The 16,869-nt window shown below is 45.7% G+C and carries 13 protein-coding genes; 8 read left to right on the top strand and 5 right to left on the bottom strand.

What is annotated here, in order from left to right; translation table 11 throughout:
• Positions 1–285 precede the first annotated feature (285 nt).
• The 3 genes from H6F98_RS34200 to H6F98_RS22520 all read right to left on the bottom strand — a co-directional run bounded on the left by H6F98_RS34200 (position 286) and on the right by H6F98_RS22520 (position 3,269).
• Positions 286–411 carry a hypothetical protein gene (locus tag H6F98_RS34200; RefSeq protein ID WP_277927607.1) on the bottom strand — a complete coding sequence of 42 codons (126 nt, stop codon included), beginning with the start codon at positions 409–411 and terminating at the stop codon, positions 286–288.
• A gap of 283 nt (positions 412–694) precedes the next feature.
• Positions 695–1,633: a response regulator gene (locus H6F98_RS22525; RefSeq protein WP_313929920.1), complete on the bottom strand. Its 939-nt coding sequence runs from the start codon at positions 1,631–1,633 to the stop codon at positions 695–697.
• Between the two features lie 19 nt (positions 1,634–1,652).
• Entirely contained in the window at positions 1,653–3,269 is a 1,617-nt protein-coding gene (locus H6F98_RS22520; protein WP_192220951.1) for a histidine kinase dimerization/phosphoacceptor domain -containing protein, read from the bottom strand.
• A gap of 217 nt (positions 3,270–3,486) precedes the next feature.
• On the opposite strand from H6F98_RS22520, the gene H6F98_RS22515 reads away from it, so the two are divergent.
• The 6 genes from H6F98_RS22515 to rpsN all read left to right on the top strand — a co-directional run bounded on the left by H6F98_RS22515 (position 3,487) and on the right by rpsN (position 9,532).
• Complete coding sequence (locus H6F98_RS22515) at positions 3,487–5,709, top strand: FdhF/YdeP family oxidoreductase (RefSeq protein ID WP_192220950.1); 2,223 nt, start codon at positions 3,487–3,489, stop codon at positions 5,707–5,709.
• A 28-nt stretch (positions 5,710–5,737) separates the two neighbouring features.
• Entirely contained in the window at positions 5,738–5,941 is a 204-nt protein-coding gene (locus tag H6F98_RS22510) for a hypothetical protein (RefSeq protein WP_192220949.1), read from the top strand.
• Between the two features lie 12 nt (positions 5,942–5,953).
• Positions 5,954–7,237, top strand: coding sequence for a serine--tRNA ligase (gene serS, locus H6F98_RS22505; protein WP_192220948.1), 1,284 nt, complete (start codon positions 5,954–5,956; stop codon positions 7,235–7,237).
• Positions 7,238–7,336: 99 nt separating this feature from the next.
• Entirely contained in the window at positions 7,337–8,434 is a 1,098-nt protein-coding gene (gene rseP, locus H6F98_RS22500) for an RIP metalloprotease RseP (RefSeq protein WP_192220947.1), read from the top strand.
• 27 nt (positions 8,435–8,461) lie between these two features.
• Positions 8,462–9,178 (top strand): endonuclease III, encoded by a 717-nt coding sequence (gene nth / locus H6F98_RS22495; protein WP_192220946.1) that lies wholly within the window; start codon positions 8,462–8,464, stop codon positions 9,176–9,178.
• 51 nt (positions 9,179–9,229) lie between these two features.
• Positions 9,230–9,532 (top strand): 30S ribosomal protein S14, encoded by a 303-nt coding sequence (gene rpsN, locus H6F98_RS22490; protein WP_192220945.1) that lies wholly within the window; start codon positions 9,230–9,232, stop codon positions 9,530–9,532.
• Between the two features lie 45 nt (positions 9,533–9,577).
• On the opposite strand, the gene H6F98_RS22485 is transcribed toward rpsN, so the two are convergent.
• Entirely contained in the window at positions 9,578–9,907 is a 330-nt protein-coding gene (locus tag H6F98_RS22485; protein WP_192220944.1) for a hypothetical protein, read from the bottom strand.
• Between the two features lie 134 nt (positions 9,908–10,041).
• Between H6F98_RS22485 and aat the strand changes: the two genes are divergently transcribed.
• Entirely contained in the window at positions 10,042–10,617 is a 576-nt protein-coding gene (aat, locus tag H6F98_RS22480) for a leucyl/phenylalanyl-tRNA--protein transferase (protein WP_192220943.1), read from the top strand.
• Positions 10,618–10,645: 28 nt separating this feature from the next.
• On the opposite strand, the gene H6F98_RS22475 is transcribed toward aat, so the two are convergent.
• The gene (locus tag H6F98_RS22475) at positions 10,646–11,755 is read right to left on the bottom strand and encodes an alpha/beta fold hydrolase (RefSeq protein WP_192220942.1); all 1,110 of its coding nucleotides are present in this window, start codon (positions 11,753–11,755) and stop codon (positions 10,646–10,648) included.
• Between the two features lie 125 nt (positions 11,756–11,880).
• Between H6F98_RS22475 and H6F98_RS22470 the strand changes: the two genes are divergently transcribed.
• Positions 11,881–16,860 (top strand): non-ribosomal peptide synthetase, encoded by a 4,980-nt coding sequence (locus H6F98_RS22470; RefSeq protein WP_313929919.1) that lies wholly within the window; start codon positions 11,881–11,883, stop codon positions 16,858–16,860.
• Positions 16,861–16,869: the final 9 nt, after the last annotated feature.

Here is a 16,869-nt window from a genome sequence, read left to right as displayed (position 1 = left end):
GGCGCAACAATGCCAAAAATACTAATGAATGCTAAATAGTCACACTCGGATTTTGGCTGATTATGATTAAGAGATACAACGCGACTTCAGGATTGCTCTTTCATTCCCATCTACCTAAGGCAGACTAGAGAACCCTAAATCTCAGTTTAAAAACAGTTAACTACGCTACTGTTTTTAAACTCTCTCATCAGACAAACCTGTTTCAAAAGGAAATGCCCTTTATTCCCTTTCAGCTCAGTGTGATTATTTAATAGTTTGCAAATATTTAAGTAATGACGGCTAAGCTTAGGGTGGAGTCTCTCCCACATCAGCCAATTCATTGAAGTTCACCATCGGGGCAAACAACTTAGCACTTCCCCGATTCTTGTGACGGCTTTCCTGTGTCCAGTTCCTTTCTTCTATTGTGTCCACACTTCTAGAGACTGCACCTACAGTTTCGGCTACTGATTAACAATAGTTTTAGCACAAGGTTAACTGAAGTCAAGTTTCTTCAGTCAAGCTTCATCGAATCTTAATTTAGGCTGATTAAAGCTTACTAAATATAAATTTCTTGTAGAAGGATTTTGTTAAGAGAATATAAAAGCATTCCAAGGCTAAAGAAGGATTACGAGTATTTGGCTGAAGCAGGGTGTAGAGTTGCGGCAATCCTCGTTGACTGGCCCAAGTGGAGGCACAGGAAGTGCAACCGTTACTCTCACTCTTCTTCAAGACCTAATTCCAGTTCTCTTTCTAAGCATTGGCGTTGAGCCATCTCTATTCGTAACTGTTCCTCCATTTGTCTTAATTGGGCATTTGCCTGACTTAACTGTTCAGACAGCTTTGCAACTTCAGCTTCTAGTCGCTCATTATTCTTTTGTAAACGTGCTTCTGATTGCTGTTTCTCAATATTGTCATGGAAGACGAGAACTGCTCCCAGGATTTTGCCAACCTCATCTTTAATCGGTGCCGCACTGTCATCAATTGGAATTTCAGCGCCATCCTTGGTTACAAGTAAAGTATGGTTTTCTAAACCAACAGTAATACCTTGTTGGAGTGCCAACAGTACCGGATTCTGTACAACCGCTCGTGTTTTTTCGTTGATTGTTTGGAAAACCTGAGTTAAATCATTACCAATAACTTCTTCTAGGCTCCAACGGGTAAGCGCTTCAGCTACCGGATTCATAAAGGTTACTAAGCCTTCTGTATCAGTTGTAATTACAGCATCACCAATACTTTTGAGCGTTGTTGCTAACCACTGCTCTCTTTCCCGTAACTGCTGCTCCATTTGATACTTATAGAGAGCTACTTCAATCGTCGTGCATAAATCCCTTGCCTCAAAAGGTTTAAGGATATATCCATAGGGTTCTGTAAGTTTGGCACGATTGAGAGTTTCGTCGTTGGTATAAGCAGTTAGATATACAACTGGGAGATGAAAAAGACGATTAATTTCTGCTGCTGCTTCGATTCCATCAACGTTTCCGTCTAGTTTGATATCCATTAGGATTAGGTCAGGTCTAGTTTCTCCTGCCACTTGGATTGCTTCTTCTCCAGAAGAAACAGTTGCGACAACACTGTATCCAAGTCCTTGCAATCGGTTTTGAATATTTAAGGCAACAATGCCTTCATCTTCAACAATTAACAGTCTCGCTCTCACAATGATAATCTACTTTGTTCTAATCTTTGATAACAGGAAAGCTCACACAGAATCTGCTTCCTAGGCTGTTGTTAAGTTCAACTTTACCCTTGATTTGTTTCGTTAAAACATGGACTAACTGAATACCTAGTGACTGTGACTGCTTTAGATCCCAATCCGGAGGAAACCCAACCCCATTATCTTCCACAATGAGGTTAAACTGCTGTGTTTCATCAGCAAACATACTAATGCGAATTGTGCCTGATTGATTATTAGGAAAGGCATGTTTGAGAGAGTTCGATACTAACTCATTAACAATTAAACCGCAAGGAATAGCCGTATCAATATTTAAAGTTACTTCATCAAGGGTTAATTCTAAGGTAATCTTGTCTCGATTGAATTGATAAGCTTTAAACAAGTAATTTGTCAAGCTTTCAGTATATTCAGCAAAATTAATTTTAGCAAAATCTTGAGATTTATACAATTTCTCGTGAACAAGAGCCATTGACTTGACGCGGTTCTGGCTTTCCCGAAATATTTCTAGCGTCGCTTGCTCCTCAATTTGTTGCGACTGCAAATCGAGCAAACTAGAAATGACTTGTAAGTTATTTTTGACTCGATGATGAACTTCCTGAAGTAAGACTTCTTTTTCTTGTAGTGATGCTTGAATCTGTGCCTCTGCTTGCTTTCGTTTTGTGATATCAATTCCAACGATAACAGCGAGAGAGTTTTTACAGTACTTCTGAGCAGCAACTAAATAATTTCGGATTGAGCCATTGATTTGCGCTTCAACAACTTGACTACTCGTTTGAGCTGATTCCGAAATAAATTGAGCCATGAACTTAGCTAAGTCAGGGCTGTTTTTCAGAAATTCTAATTCTTGCCCAATAAATCTATCAGGGGACAAATTGAAAGCATTAGCCATATATTGATTGACACCCAGATATTTTCCTTCAGAATTAATCCAGGCAACAAATCCAGGCATAGCATCCAAAACAGCTCGCAATTGCTCCTTGGCTTGTTGCAATTCTGATTCCATTGACTGAAGCGTATTTGCATCAGTCACTACGGCAAAGCTACCTTTGGCAAAAATTGTATTGGGGTAAAGATTAAATACTGTTTGCAAAAATTCTTGTTGAGCTTTGAGTGATTCCTGTACCTTCTGCCGCTCAGCTATTTCTTGCTTAAGTAGCTGATTCATCTGTGTAAGTTCAGCCGTTTGCTCAAGTACCTGTTTTTCCAGCCGAGCCTGAGCATCCTGTAAACTTGAGTGTGCCTGTTTATGCCCACAAGTATCTTGAATCATTATGAGTACATACCGAGGCAAGTCATTAGCATCACAGACAAGAGTAGCTGATACATTAGCCCAGATAAGACGACCATCTTTTCGGCAGTATTGCTTTTCCCAGTTGCAGTGAGTACGGTTTCCTGCCAGTATTTCCTGGAATATTTTAGAAGTCTCGCCTCGGTCGTCTGGATAAGTCAGTTCAATAAACGAAAAGTTTTTAAGTTCTTCTGCTGTGTAACCAAACAGTTCTTGAAAACTCTGGTTCGTTTGGCTAAGCATTCCTAAGGGACTAATAAGTGCTATGCCAGTTGAAGCAAATTTAAATAGAGTTTGAAATTGCTGTTCGATTTCCCATAAGGATTCTGTCATCTACTTAATGATTGATAAACTAATTGACACTTGTTGTATATTTCGCTACTTCAAAATTTTTAACCTTAATTCTTCGCAATTTAGACCAAAACTCTAAGGAATTAATTTATAGGTAGCCGTGTAAAATAAAATAAAATTTAGCATGTTTATCAGGCTTGGCACTTGCCAGCCTATCGTAGCTTGATATAGCCGCAAGATTTGGAGTATCCCCCCGATTATGTTGCGTCAACCCAATAAGGGCTGGAATCCCTCGCACTGGGCGAGTTGGAAACCTTTCGGTATTGGCGAACAATACCCGAATAACTACTGGGAAGTCTTTAGAGCGGCTTGGATGAGCCGAGACCAATTGCCTTATGCTTGGGAAATTCTTAATAAAGGTGTCTGTGACGGTTGCGCCTTAGGGACAACTGGGATGAAAGATTGGACAGTTGATGGCATTCATGTCTGTAATGTTCGGCTACGGCTGTTGCGGATGAATACGATGCCAGCTTTTGATGCCCACTTGTTAGAGGAGGTTTCTCAACTCAAAGGGAAAAAAAGTGCTGAACTCCGTGATTTAGGGCGACTGCCCTATCCAATGATGCGGCAACGGGGGGAGAAAGGCTTCCGTCAAGTTAGCTGGGATGAGGCTTTAGATGTCATAGCATCTCGTATCCGTGCGTCCTTACCTAATCGACTCAGTTTCTACATTACCAGCCGGGGCACTGTCAACGAAACCTACTACGCTACTCAGAAAGCTGTTCGGGCAATGGGAAGCAATAACATTGACAACGCTGCCCGCATTTGCCACTCTCCGAGTACGGCTGGACTGAAAGCGGCATTAGGTGCAGCCGCTACCACTTGCTCTTACAAAGACTGGATTGGTACAGATTTATTAGTTTTCATTGGTTCCAATGTTGCTAATAACCAGCCCGTTACGGTCAAGTATCTACATTGGGCAAAAAAAGCGGGTACTCGAATTGTCGTCATTAACACCTACCGGGAACCAGGAATGGAACGCTACTGGGTGCCTTCAATTCCTGAAAGCGCTCTTTTTGGCACCAAATTTGCAGAAGACTTCTTCCTGGTGAATATGGGCGGGGACATTGCCTTCCTGAATGGCACTGTCAAACATATGATTGATAATGGCTGGGTAAATCAATCGTTTATCGATCGCTACACTACAGATTTTGAGGAACTAAAAGCCTCACTTGCTGTCCAGTCTTGGGAAGAATTAGAGCGTATCTCTGGGGTAACCCGCGAGGAGATGTATGCCTTTGCCAAAATGGTCGGTGAAGCTGACAAAGCTGTGTTTGTTTGGAGCATGGGCATTACCCAGCATGAGTGCGGCGAAGACAACGTGCTATCAATTATCAACCTTGCCTTGACGAAAGGATTCGTGGGCAGAGAAGGGTGCGGCTTGATGCCGATTCGGGGACACTCTGGCGTACAAGGAGGGGCTGAGATGGGCTGCTACGCCACTGTCTTACCCGGTGGTAAGCCGATTACGCTAGAGAATGCGGCAAAACTGAGCGAACAATGGGCCTTTGAAGTACCCACCACTCAGGGTTTGATTGCTTCGGAAATGATTGATGCTGCCTATGAGGGACAACTGGATGTGTTGTTTTCGGTAGGGGGCAACTTCCTAGAGGTTTTGCCGGAACCTGATTATGTGGAGGAGGCACTAAAGCGTGTACCCCTGCGGGTTCACATGGATATTGTTCTTTCAACGCAGATGCTTGTGGAGCCAGAGAATACAGTAGTACTGCTACCTGCAACAACGCGCTACGAAGTGCCAGGAGGAGTTACAGAAACCAGCACTGAACGACGGGTAATTTTCAGCCCGGAAATTCCTGGACCTCGGATTGGAGAGGCGCGTCCAGAGTGGGACGTGTTTATGGAACTGGCTGAGCGCGTGCGACCGGATTTAGCAAATAAGCTTGGGTTCGATAGTACGTCTGCAATTCGCCAAGAGATTGCCCAGGTTATTCCTCAGTATGCCGGAATCCAGCACTTAAAGGAAGCAGGCGACCAGTTTCAGTATGGAGGAGCGCATCTATGCTTTGGCTGGAACTTCCCAACACCGGATGGGAAAGCGCATTTTGCAGCCTTATCTCCATCCCAACGGGAATTACCAGAGGGCTATTTCCTGGTAGCAACGCGCCGAGGCAAGCAGTTCAACAGCATGGTGCAAGAGCGCAAGGATGCGATTACAGGAGCGGTGCGAGAGGCCGTGCTGATGAGTCAGGTTGATGCAGAACAGTTGGGATTAAAGGATGGCGATGCGGTAATTCTGAGGAATGACTTGGGAGAGTTAAAAGGGCGAGTATACATTGCACCCATTAAACCAGGAAACTTGCAAGTGCATTGGCCGGAAGGGAATGTGTTGCTGGATAAGAGTAAGCGTTCTAAGGAAGGAGTTCCAGACTACAATGCATTGGTGCGTCTAGAAATAAGCTAATCAGCCTCCTCGGCAAGATTACTCAAGAGTGCGATCGCATTTTTTACCTTTTCCCCCCGGAGTCATGATTCAGGCGGCTCGAAGCACTTTTGCGATCGCTAAATTGTACTTTGACAACGAACTGTGTCACATTGGGAAGACTCAGTCGATTGCACTCCTCTTGTATTCTGGAAATTGGCACTGTTCATGCAACTCGTCATCATTGGTGCCGTCGGCAACCCTTGCCCAGTAGTAGAGAAAATCTGTGCTTGACCTAAAGCAAATTCGGGAAAATCCACAAAACGTCCAAGAACGATTAGATAAACGCGGTGTTGGTCAATATGACCTTCAGCCAATTCTGGCTCTCAACCAACGTCAACGGGAACTAGAGACACAACGAACTCAACTGCAAGCCCGCAGTAACGAAATTGGTAAACTGATTGGTCAAAAAATCAAAGCAGGTAGCGCTCCTGATGCGCCAGAACTGCAAGCGCTTCGGGACGAGGGCAACCAAATCAAAGCGACTCTCAGTGATTTAGAACCGCAGGAAAAAGACCTAAAAGCGGAGATAGAAGCCCTCCTATTACCCCTGCCTAACTTACCCAGCGAATCAACACCCGTTGGCAAGAGTGAAGAAGAAAATGTAGAAGTGCGGCGTTGGGGTGACGAATTCATTCCCCAAAATGACAAGATTCTCCCCCATTGGGAAATTGGAGAAAAGCTTGGCATTCTCAACTTTGAGCGGGCGGTGAAGATTGCTCAAAGTCGATTTGTGACGTTAATCGGTGCGGGGGCTGCCCTAGAACGAGCGCTAATTAGCTTCATGCTCGACAAGCAAACGGCTGCGGGTTACGTGGAAGTCATGCCACCACTTCTTATCAACAGCCAATCCCTAACAGCTACAGGGCAGTTACCCAAGTTTGCGGAAGAAAGCTTCAAGTGCGAACCTGATGATTTATGGCTTACACCTACCGCTGAAGTCCCGCTAGTTAATCTCTACCGAGATGAAGTTTTAGAGGCATCTGAGTTACCTATCTATCACTGTGCCTATACACCCTGTTTTCGCCGGGAAGCGGGTAGCTACGGACGAGACACGCGAGGACTGATTCGGCTCCATCAATTTAATAAAGTTGAACTGGTAAAAATTGTCCATCCTAGTAAGTCCGAAGAGGAGCATCAAAAACTGGTTCAGGATGCGGCGGCGATTTTGGAAGCCTTGAAACTACCCTACCGGATTATGGAACTGTGTACGGGGGACTTGGGCTTTGCTGCTGCCAAAACCTATGACTTGGAAGTTTGGCTACCCTCGGCTGGAAAATATCGTGAAATTTCTAGCTGCTCAAATTGCTTTGATTTTCAATCAAGACGGGGCAACATTCGTTTCAAAGAAGCTGGCAAAAAGGGAACACAGTTGGTTCATGCCCTGAATGGTTCAGGATTAGCAGTTGGGCGAACAATGTCAGCAATTCTAGAAAACTATCAACAACCTGATGGAACGGTGAGGATACCGGAAGCGCTTCAACCCTATCTAGGACGCGAAGTCTTGTAAAAGCTGACTGCTACTTGCCATACCAAGGAGGCAAGCGGCTAGCTGGCGACAGACCGTACAATGAAAAAACGCAAGCTATCGTTACATTAAAAAACACTTATGTCAATTTTGGCGGCGATCGCAGTTTTGGCGATTTTGATTGTAGTCCATGAGCTGGGTCATTTCATGGCAGCTCGTCTTCAGGGAATCTACGCCAATCGCTTTTCCCTGGGATTTGGTCCAATCCTCTGGAAGTACCAAGGGCCAGAAACTGAGTATGCTATCCGTGCCTTTCCTCTAGGCGGTTTCGTTGGTTTTCCAGATGATGACCCCGATAGCGATATTCCTCCTGATGACCCGAATTTGCTACGCAACCGCCCGGTTTTAGACCGAGCGATTGTTATTAGCGCTGGTGTCATTGCCAACCTGATTTTTGCTTACTTCCTCCTTGTCACACAGGCAGGAACAGTTGGGATTCCTGGCTTCAACGAAGCGGGTGTTCTGATTCCTCAAGTTGCCGCAGAAAGTAGTGCTATCGCCCAAAAAGCAGGTATTAAACCCGGCGATGTTGTTTTAGCCATAGATGGTCAAGATTTGGGGACAGGTTTAGAAGCGACGGAGGCACTGAAAAAGACGATTCAGAAATCTCCGAACCAACCCCTAGAGTTGACAGTTCAGCGAAATCAACAAAGCCTGTCAATTACGGTAAAGCCAGAACCAGGACAAGACGGTAAAGGGAGGATTGGTGTGCAGCTTGCTCCCAATGGCACGATTGTGCGTAAGCGAGCCAGTAATATTTTGGAGGCTTTCAGCACCGCAGCCGAAGAATTTGAGCGTGTTGCCCTTCTTATCGTTCAAGGTTTTGGGCAACTGATTAGTAACTTTGGCGAAACGGCTGGACAGGTTTCTGGCCCTGTCGAAATAGTTCGGATTGGGGCAAATGTTGCTCGTTCAAATCTTGCCGATCTTTTCCAATTTGCTGCCCTGATTAGCATCAACTTAGCAGTTATTAATATCTTGCCCTTACCTGCCCTTGATGGCGGTCAACTGGCGTTCTTGCTAATTGAAGGGGTTCGGGGTAAACCTTTACCGCTTGAAATCCAGCAGAACATTATGCAAACTGGACTGGTTCTATTACTGGGTTTAGGTATTTTCTTGATTGTTCGAGATACAGCTAACCTAATTCCTACAAGTTGGGTACAAAACTTGTTGCAGTAGGAAAAAAGGACATCTACGCGATCGCCCATGAGTATCACCCGTAAATGGTCTGCTAAGCAACAACGGGCTTTGGAGATTCTAATTCGTCTGAAGCGACTTTATCCCGAAGCGCCTTGTACGCTGAACTACGAAACGCCGCTACAGTTATTGGTGGCAACAATCCTCTCAGCGCAATGTACTGATGAGCGGGTAAACCTAGTAACTCCAGAATTGTTCCGCCGCTTTCCCACTGCAGCTGCTTTCGCGGCTGCTGATGTGGAAGAAATTGAAACCTTGATACGGTCTACGGGGTTTTATCGCAACAAAGCGAAAAATATCCAAGGGGCTAGCCGCATGATTATGGCGGAATTTGGGGGTGAAGTGCCAAAACGGATGGAAGAACTCCTGAAGTTGCCTGGGGTTGCCCGTAAGACGGCGAATGTGGTGCTTGCTCATGCCTATGACATTCATGAGGGCGTTACTGTAGATACCCATGTCAAACGTCTCAGTCGGCTTCTGGGCTTAACTGAACAAACCGACCCAATTCGCATTGAGCGAGATTTGATGAGACTCTTGCCTCAACCGGAATGGGAAAATTGGTCAATTCGGCTGGTTTATCATGGTCGAGCGACTTGTAAAGCGCGAAAACCAGAGTGTTATGCTTGTGCCTTGGCGGATTTATGCCCTAGTGCTGGCTTAGCTAGCGCAACGCCTGTGGAGGCAGTTCTTGTAGAATCTCCCACCGTTGTCCCTGCATCTGGGTGAAGCCATCAGATATCATAGAAAATGCTGTCTTTATTGAAGACTTAAGGATTCATGGCTAAAAAAAGTATGATTGAGCGCGAGAAAAAGCGCCAAAAGCTTGTTGAGAAGTATGCGGATAAGCGCGAAGCGCTCAAAGAAGAGTTTGAAAATGCGACGAATCAACGCGATAAGCTAGAAGCTCATCGTAAACTGCAACAACTGCCACGCAATAGTGCCCCCACGCGGGTGCGTAATCGTTGCTGGATGACAGGACGTCCTCGTGGTTACTACCGGGACTTCGGACTCTCTCGCCATGTGATGCGGGAATGGGCACACAAAGGTCTGTTGCCAGGGGTTGTCAAGTCTAGCTGGTAGTTCCTAGTCATTAGTCAAAAAGCCAATGTGACCCATGACTAATGACTAATTACCACAGCAACGGTCAATACCGAGGCTGTCTAAGAGTAAGTCACTCACAGCATTTGCGATCGCAAACTCGCTGTAAAAGCTTTCTCGAAAGTCAAACGCCTGCATCTCTGTAAGAATTGCAATCACCAACGCTCCCAAATCGTTTTCGCCTTCCATCCGCTGGCGGACAAAGATCTGAGCTGCCCGTTGAGCAATCTGTTGATTAACAGGTTCTGGAATAAACTCTTGATCAAGCCAATTGGCAAGCGCGACTCGCAACCATTCACCTTCCTGCTGAGCATTCTGGGCAGGTGGGAGCGTAATCGGTGGAATAGGTTCAGGCATAAGGACAAGGTAACAACAAGAGAGGTCTTGGCATCATTCTAGGTGCCATAGGCATTGAGCAGAGGGCAGGGGAAGCAGGAGAAGTAAGCTAATTGGATAATATACAAAAGCGACTCCAGTGCTGAGTTCAGTTGATGATAATTGACATTCCTGCTCTAATCCAGGGGTACGCCCAAGGCTACTTCTTAATGGCAGATGATACGGGTGATTTAGGGTGGTACTCCAGTCGGACACGCACACTAATTCCCTTAGATGAGCGATTTCGTTACCCAAAATCACTGCGTCGAGTCCTGAACCAGGAGCGCTTCAGCATCGCGATTAACCAAGACTTTAAAGGTGTCGTTGCTGGTTGTGCAGATCGAGATTCTACCTGGATTTCTGCTGAACTCCAAGAGATTTATTGGGCACTCTACAAAGCAGGCTGGGCTTATAGCTTTGAGACTTGGCAGGGGGATCAGCTTGCAGGAGGAATTTTAGGAATAGTGATTGGTGGAGCTTTCATTGGTGAATCAATGTTCTACCGGATTCCTGAAGGCTCAAAGGTAGCAATGGTCAAGTTGGTTGAGCAACTACGACGCAAGGAATTTATTCTCTTTGATGCTCAGATGATGAACCCGCACTTAGAGCGGTTTGGGGCTTGTATTGTTGATGATGAGCAGTATCAATCTTTGCTACAGCAAGCCTTACAGCGGCAATGTTCTCTTGAGTAAGACTAGGCAATTCAAAATACTGACTATTTTATGTGCAAGTCGTACAGAATGTGCCTACAGCCTCGGAAAACCACTGATTCTGCTCCATCAATGCCATATGACCACCTGGCTTTATGGTCATTAGTTCAGCTTGAGGCAATTGGGCTTTCATCCGAATGCTGGCTGGGGGAGTAGTGGCTATGTCTGAAGCGCCGCAGACAACTAGCACCGGAACATTGATTGTTGAGAGTGTCCTTGTTTCCTCGTAATTGAACATTGCCAGTGTGCCACGAGCGAGAACTCCGGGCGATGCAAATGCTGATAACAAAGATGAGAAATCCAGTTGACCGCGTGTTTCCGTACCCTTAAATCCAGAAATCTCTACGCTGATGTGCAGCGAACCATTGAGATAGCTTAGCCAAGTCATTAGCCAAAAGATGGGAGACAGCAAAATGGTCAGGTACAACAGCGGTTCGAGTAGTGGCTTCTGCAATGTGCGTAACAAACCGCTTAATATCGAGGTCTTTACCGGATTAGTGTAGGTAGTATCTACGAGGATTAAGCCAGCTACCCGATGCCCTAACTGTTCAGGAAACAGCCGACAGAATGTCAGTATAATCATGCCACCCATGCTGTGTCCGAGTAGGATAACAGGTTTGTCTCCCGCGATCGCAACAACGGCTTCTAAATCTCGCGCATATTTTTCGAGGGAGTAGTCTTTGTTTTTCGGCTTACTAGATTTTCCTAATCCTGGTAAGTCCCAAACAATTACCCGAAAGCGATCGCATAATTGTCGCTTGGCATAATACCAAACAGTACTGTTCGGTCCCCAACCATGTGAGAGGATAATCGGTTGTCCATCTTCTGGCCCATAGAACTCCACCTGAAGCACACTACCATCTGGTCGTGGTATCCGTTGCACAGTACCAGAGCGTATGCGCTTGGGTTCATCAACTCCTTTGCGGCGCAGAAGTGGCAAGCTGATAAAACGACCCGCAAAAGACCACAGAACCATTACTAGTCCTGCGATTAAGTAGTGCCTCCCCACCAGTTCCCCTTCGTACCACTCATAGAGAATGTAAATCCCTCCACTAAGTATGCTGAGGGACAATAGTCCCATCAGCCACATCATGAGGAAATTAAGGGGCATGAACTGCATGAGCCGAAACCTTTAGCGTAGGATATTTGCTGCGTTGTCTTCCAGTGTCATACCGAGGTTAGACCACAGCTAGCTCAATAGCAAGTAAACTCCTCTAGCGGGTTCTCCTTAAAAGGGTTTAATAAGTGAAAACAGTTGAGTTTTTATCTTACCTTCGTAGCTTAGATATTCAGGTTTTTGTTGAAGGCGATTGCAATCTGCCTCTGGAGGAGGTTCGTCTTCGTTGCAATGCTCCTGAAGGAACTCTGACACCAGAAGTGCGTGCAGAAATACAAGAGCGCAAAGCAGAGATTATCTCCTTTCTTAGAGCAGCGAATCGTACTACTAGCCAAACTCCTATATCCCTTTTACCGATACCGCGTGATAGAACCCTTACCCTTTCATACGCTCAACAACGGCTGTGGTTCCTTGACCAGTTGGTTCCTAATAATGCCTTCTATAACACCCCAGCAGCAGTACGTCTTTCTGGTTCACTCAACTTAGCGGCACTAGAACAGACTTTCAATGAAATCGTGCGCCGTCACGAAGCTTTACGCACTACTTTTGTAACGGTAGATGGGCAACCTGTTCAAGTAATTGCCCCAACCTTAACCTTATCCCTACCAGTAGTAGACTTGCAGCACTTTCCAGAAGCCGAACGAGAGAATGAAGTGCAACGGCTAACCAGCGAAGCAGCTCAACGTCCGTTCGATTTGTCCAAAAGTCCGTTGCTGCGCGTCACACTCTTGCGACTGGATGAATCAGAATACGTGCTACTGCTGATTTTGCACCACATTGTCTCCGATGGCTGGTCTATGGGGGTGCTGATTCGGGAGATAGCTACCCTCTACACGGCTATCAACAGCGAGAAGCCCTCCCCCCTCCCCTCGCTACCTATTCAGTATGCAGACTTCGCTCACTGGCAGCGTGAGTGGTTGCAAGGGGAAGTGCTAGAAACGCAGCTAGCTTACTGGCGAAAGCAGTTGGACGGCATTAGCGTGCTGAATCTCCCAACTGACAAACTGAAACCAGCCGTTCAAACCTATCGGGGTGCAACGCAATTTCTGCAGCTACCGAAGCACCTGAGCGAGGCATTAGAAGCCTTGAGCCAAAGGGAAGGCGTAACTTTATTCATGACGTTGCTGGCAGCGTTCCAAATCTTGCTACACCGTTACACGCAACAAGAGGACATTGCGGTAGGTTCTCCGATCGCTAATCGTAATCGCAGTGAAATTGAAGCGTTAATTGGTTTTTTTGTCAATAGCTTGGTGTTGCGTACTGACTTATCAGGAAACCCAACATTTCGGGATGTTTTGAGTCGAGTGCGAGAGGTAGCACTAGGAGCCTATGCTCACCAAGATTTACCCTTTGAGAAGCTGGTGGAAGAACTGCATCCAGAACGCAACTTGAACCAAAATCCTCTATTTCAGGTGGTATTTGCCCTACAGAATGCGCCGATGGAAGCGCTAGAATTGCCTGGACTAACGCTAAGTCCACTGCAATTTGTTGATACAGGGACAACGCGGTTTGATTTGGAGTTCCATCTGTGGGAGAGAACGCAAAAGAATGGATCAGGGGTAGATAGCGCAGATGGTATCAGCGGTTTTGTCGTGTACAGCACTGATTTATTTGATGCTGCGACGATTACCCGGATGCTAGAGCATTTCCAAACACTACTAGAGAGCATTGTTGCCAACCCAGAAGAACGAATTGCAAACTTATCACTATTAAGTGAAGCAGAACGTCATCAACTGTTAGTTGAATGGAATAATACTCAGGTAGATTATCCCAAAACTCAGTACATCCATCAGTTATTTGAGGCTCAGGTAGAGAAGAATCCTAATGCGATCGCACTAGTCTTTGAAGATAAACAACTCACTTATCAGGAGTTGAACAGCCGTAGTAACCAACTTGCCCATTATTTACAGAAACAAGGCGTTGGTGCAGACGTTTTAGTCGGACTTTGTGTAGAACGTTCTATAGAAATGATCGTGGGGATGTTTGGCATCCTTAAAGCAGGAGGAGCCTATTTACCCTTAGACCCTAGCTATCCCTCCGAACGCTTGAGCTTTATGCTTGAAGATGCTCAGGTAAAAATTTTATTAACTCAAGAGCAGTGGGTGGAGCAATTGCGATCGCCTAATTCTCAGGTCATCTGTTTAGACAAAGATTGGGAAACTCTTGCCCAAGAGAGCGAAGATAATCCTACCAGCAACCTTACAGTAAATAACCTAGCTTATGTTATCTATACCTCTGGCACTACAGGAAAGCCTAAAGGGGTTCAAGTTGAACATCGTGGATTATTGAATCTCATTTTTTGGCATCAACAAGCGTTTGCCGTTTCACCACTTGACCGTGCTACACAAGTTGCAGGACTTGCGTTTGACGCTTGTGGTTGGGAAATTTTTCCTTACCTGAGTGCAGGAGCTAGCCTCTATTTCCCCAATGATGAAATTAGGCGATCGCCTGATAAACTCCAAGACTGGATAGTATCAAAATCAATAACAATTAGCTTTTTACCAACACCTCTAGCAGAAAAAATATTGTTATTAGATTGGTCGAAGAACACAGCTTTACGACTATTACTCACAGGCGGAGACAAACTACATCAGTATCCCTCAGCTTCCCCTCCTTTTCAGGTAGTGAATAATTATGGACCAACTGAGAATACAGTAGTTACAACATCTGCCTTGATTCCTGCTATAGACGCAGTAGGGGTGTCTAGCAATACGCCCATAGCACCTGCAATTGGTCGTCCCATTGCCAACACTCAAGTTTATATCCTCGATAAGTATTTTCAACCTGTACCAATAGGCGTTGCGGGGGAGTTGTACATTGCTGGTGATGGACTAGCACGAGGTTATCTAAACCGCCCTGAATTAACAGCTGAACAATTTATTCCGAATCCTTTTAGTAATAAACCAGAAGCACGTCTTTATAAAACAGGTGATTTAGTTCGTTATCGAGTAGATGGGAATCTTGAATTTTTAGGTCGCCTTGATGAGCAAGTTAAGATTCGCGGCTACCGCATTGAGTTAGGAGAAATTGAATCCGTACTGAGTCAGCCTCCGGCAGTGCTGCAAACAGTAGTGCTGGCTCGTGAGGATGTACTGGGTGAAAAACGCTTAGTGGCTTATGTCGCGCTGAATGCTCAAGAGAGCAGCCTTCAAGAGCCGATGCAAGAAACGCAATTGCAGGACGAACAAGTATTGCAATGGCAGATGCTCTACAACGAAACATACAACCAACCTGCTGCTGATTCTGATCCAACTTTTAATATTGTGGGCTGGAATAGCAGCTACACTGATCAACCTATTCCAGTAGAGCAGATGCGAGAGTGGGTGAACAACCAAGTCTCGCAGATTCTTGCTTTGCAACCCAAGCGAGTGCTAGAAATCGGCTGTGGTACAGGTCTATTATTGTTCCGGATTGCGCCCCACTGCACTAAATACTGGGGAACAGACTTTTCGCAGACATCACTCAACTACATCCAGCAGCAGTTGGCACAATTACCTCCTGTAAAGTTGCTCCAAAGAATGGCGACTGACTTTGAGGGAGTGGAGGCAGAAGCTTTTGATGCGGTTATTCTCAACTCTGTTGTGCAATATTTCCCCAGTATTGAGTACCTGGTGCGCGTGCTAGAGGGAGCCGTAAAAGCGTTAGCTGCTGGTGGCTTTATTTTCATTGGAGATGTGCGTAGCCTCCCCCTGTTACAACCGTTTCACGCCTTAGTGCAACTGCATCAAGCAGAACCCTCCTTAACTCGTGAACAGTTGCAGCAACGGGTACAACTACAAATGTTCCAGGAAACGGAGTTAGTGATTGACCCAGCCTTCTTCAGGGCATTAAAGCAGCATTTTCCCCAGATTAGCAATGTACAGATTCAACTAATGCGAGGTCGTCATCACAATGAGTTAACTCAGTTTCGTTACAATGTGATTCTTCATATTGGAGCTGAAACTGACCCCCCCAGCCTCCTCACTAAAGCTCCGGCTTGCCAAGGGGGGAGCAAAACAGAGTTGCTCAACCCTCCTTTTCTAGCGGAACAGACGGAAGCACAAGGATTAGACTGGTGCAAAGATAACCTGACAGTAGCAAAGGTGCATGAATTGTTGGTTCTTAACCAACCAGAGAAGCTAAGTATCTCTCGTGTGCCTAATGCACGGGTGATGGCAGCAGTTAAAACGGCAGAATGGCTATCGGGTGCAGAAGAATTTAGAACGGTAAGTCAGTTTCACAAAGCCTTGCAGGAACTCCAGGATTTGGGAGTGGAACCAGAGGATTGGTGGGCAATTGGTGAAGAACTACCGTATCGCGTTGAGATTAGCTGGTCAGATTCCGGTACTGATGGACGCTATGATGTTTCGTTTGTACGCTGCCAAGCTGATAACCAAGGAGAGGGAGAGACTTCTCACCCCATACCAATTGGGTTAGACAATCACACATTTCATACCCCCCCCCTTGTAAAGGGGGGAGCAATTCAAGAAAACCTATCAAACTTAAACCAAATTGGTATCATCCCCCCATCACCCAATCCCCCCATCTCCCTATCTCCTTTAGTGGCACCGGCGAAACAAGCGCATCCCTGGCGTTCTTATGGCAACAACCCGTTGCAAGCGAAGGCAGCGCGTAAGTTGGGGAACCAATTGCAGATTTATTTAGCCCAAAAGCTACCTGAGTACATGGTGCCTTCAGCTTTTGTTGTACTGGAGTCGCTGCCTCTAACGCCTAATGGCAAAGTGGATCACAGGGCACTACCTACACCTGAACTAGTCAAGCTAGAGGTGTTAGGGAGTTATGTTGCGCCTCGGACACCCGTTGAGGAAGTATTGGTGAAAATTTTTGCTGAGGTTTTGGGACTGAAGCGTGTGGGTATCCACGATAATTTCTTTAAATTAGGTGGTCATTCCTTACTAGCGACTCAGCTTGTCTCCAGAGTACGTGATGCGTTTGGGGTAGAGTTGCCTTTGCGGAGTGTATTTGAGGCACCTGCGATCGCACAACTCTCTAAAGTAGTTGAAAGCTTGAGAGATAGCTCAGCTCAAACTAAAGCCCCAGCCTTAGTACCAATTTCTCGTGAGGCTCGACGGATAAAGTTATCCTCGTTGAACAAAGAAAGCAAGTAAAATTAAAGC

Origin of the sequence: Microcoleus sp. FACHB-SPT15, from assembly GCF_014849525.1 — a bacterium.
Classification (GTDB): Bacteria; Cyanobacteriota; Cyanobacteriia; order Cyanobacteriales; family Coleofasciculaceae; genus Symplocastrum; species Symplocastrum torsivum.
This window is presented reverse-complemented; position numbering and strand designations above follow the sequence as displayed.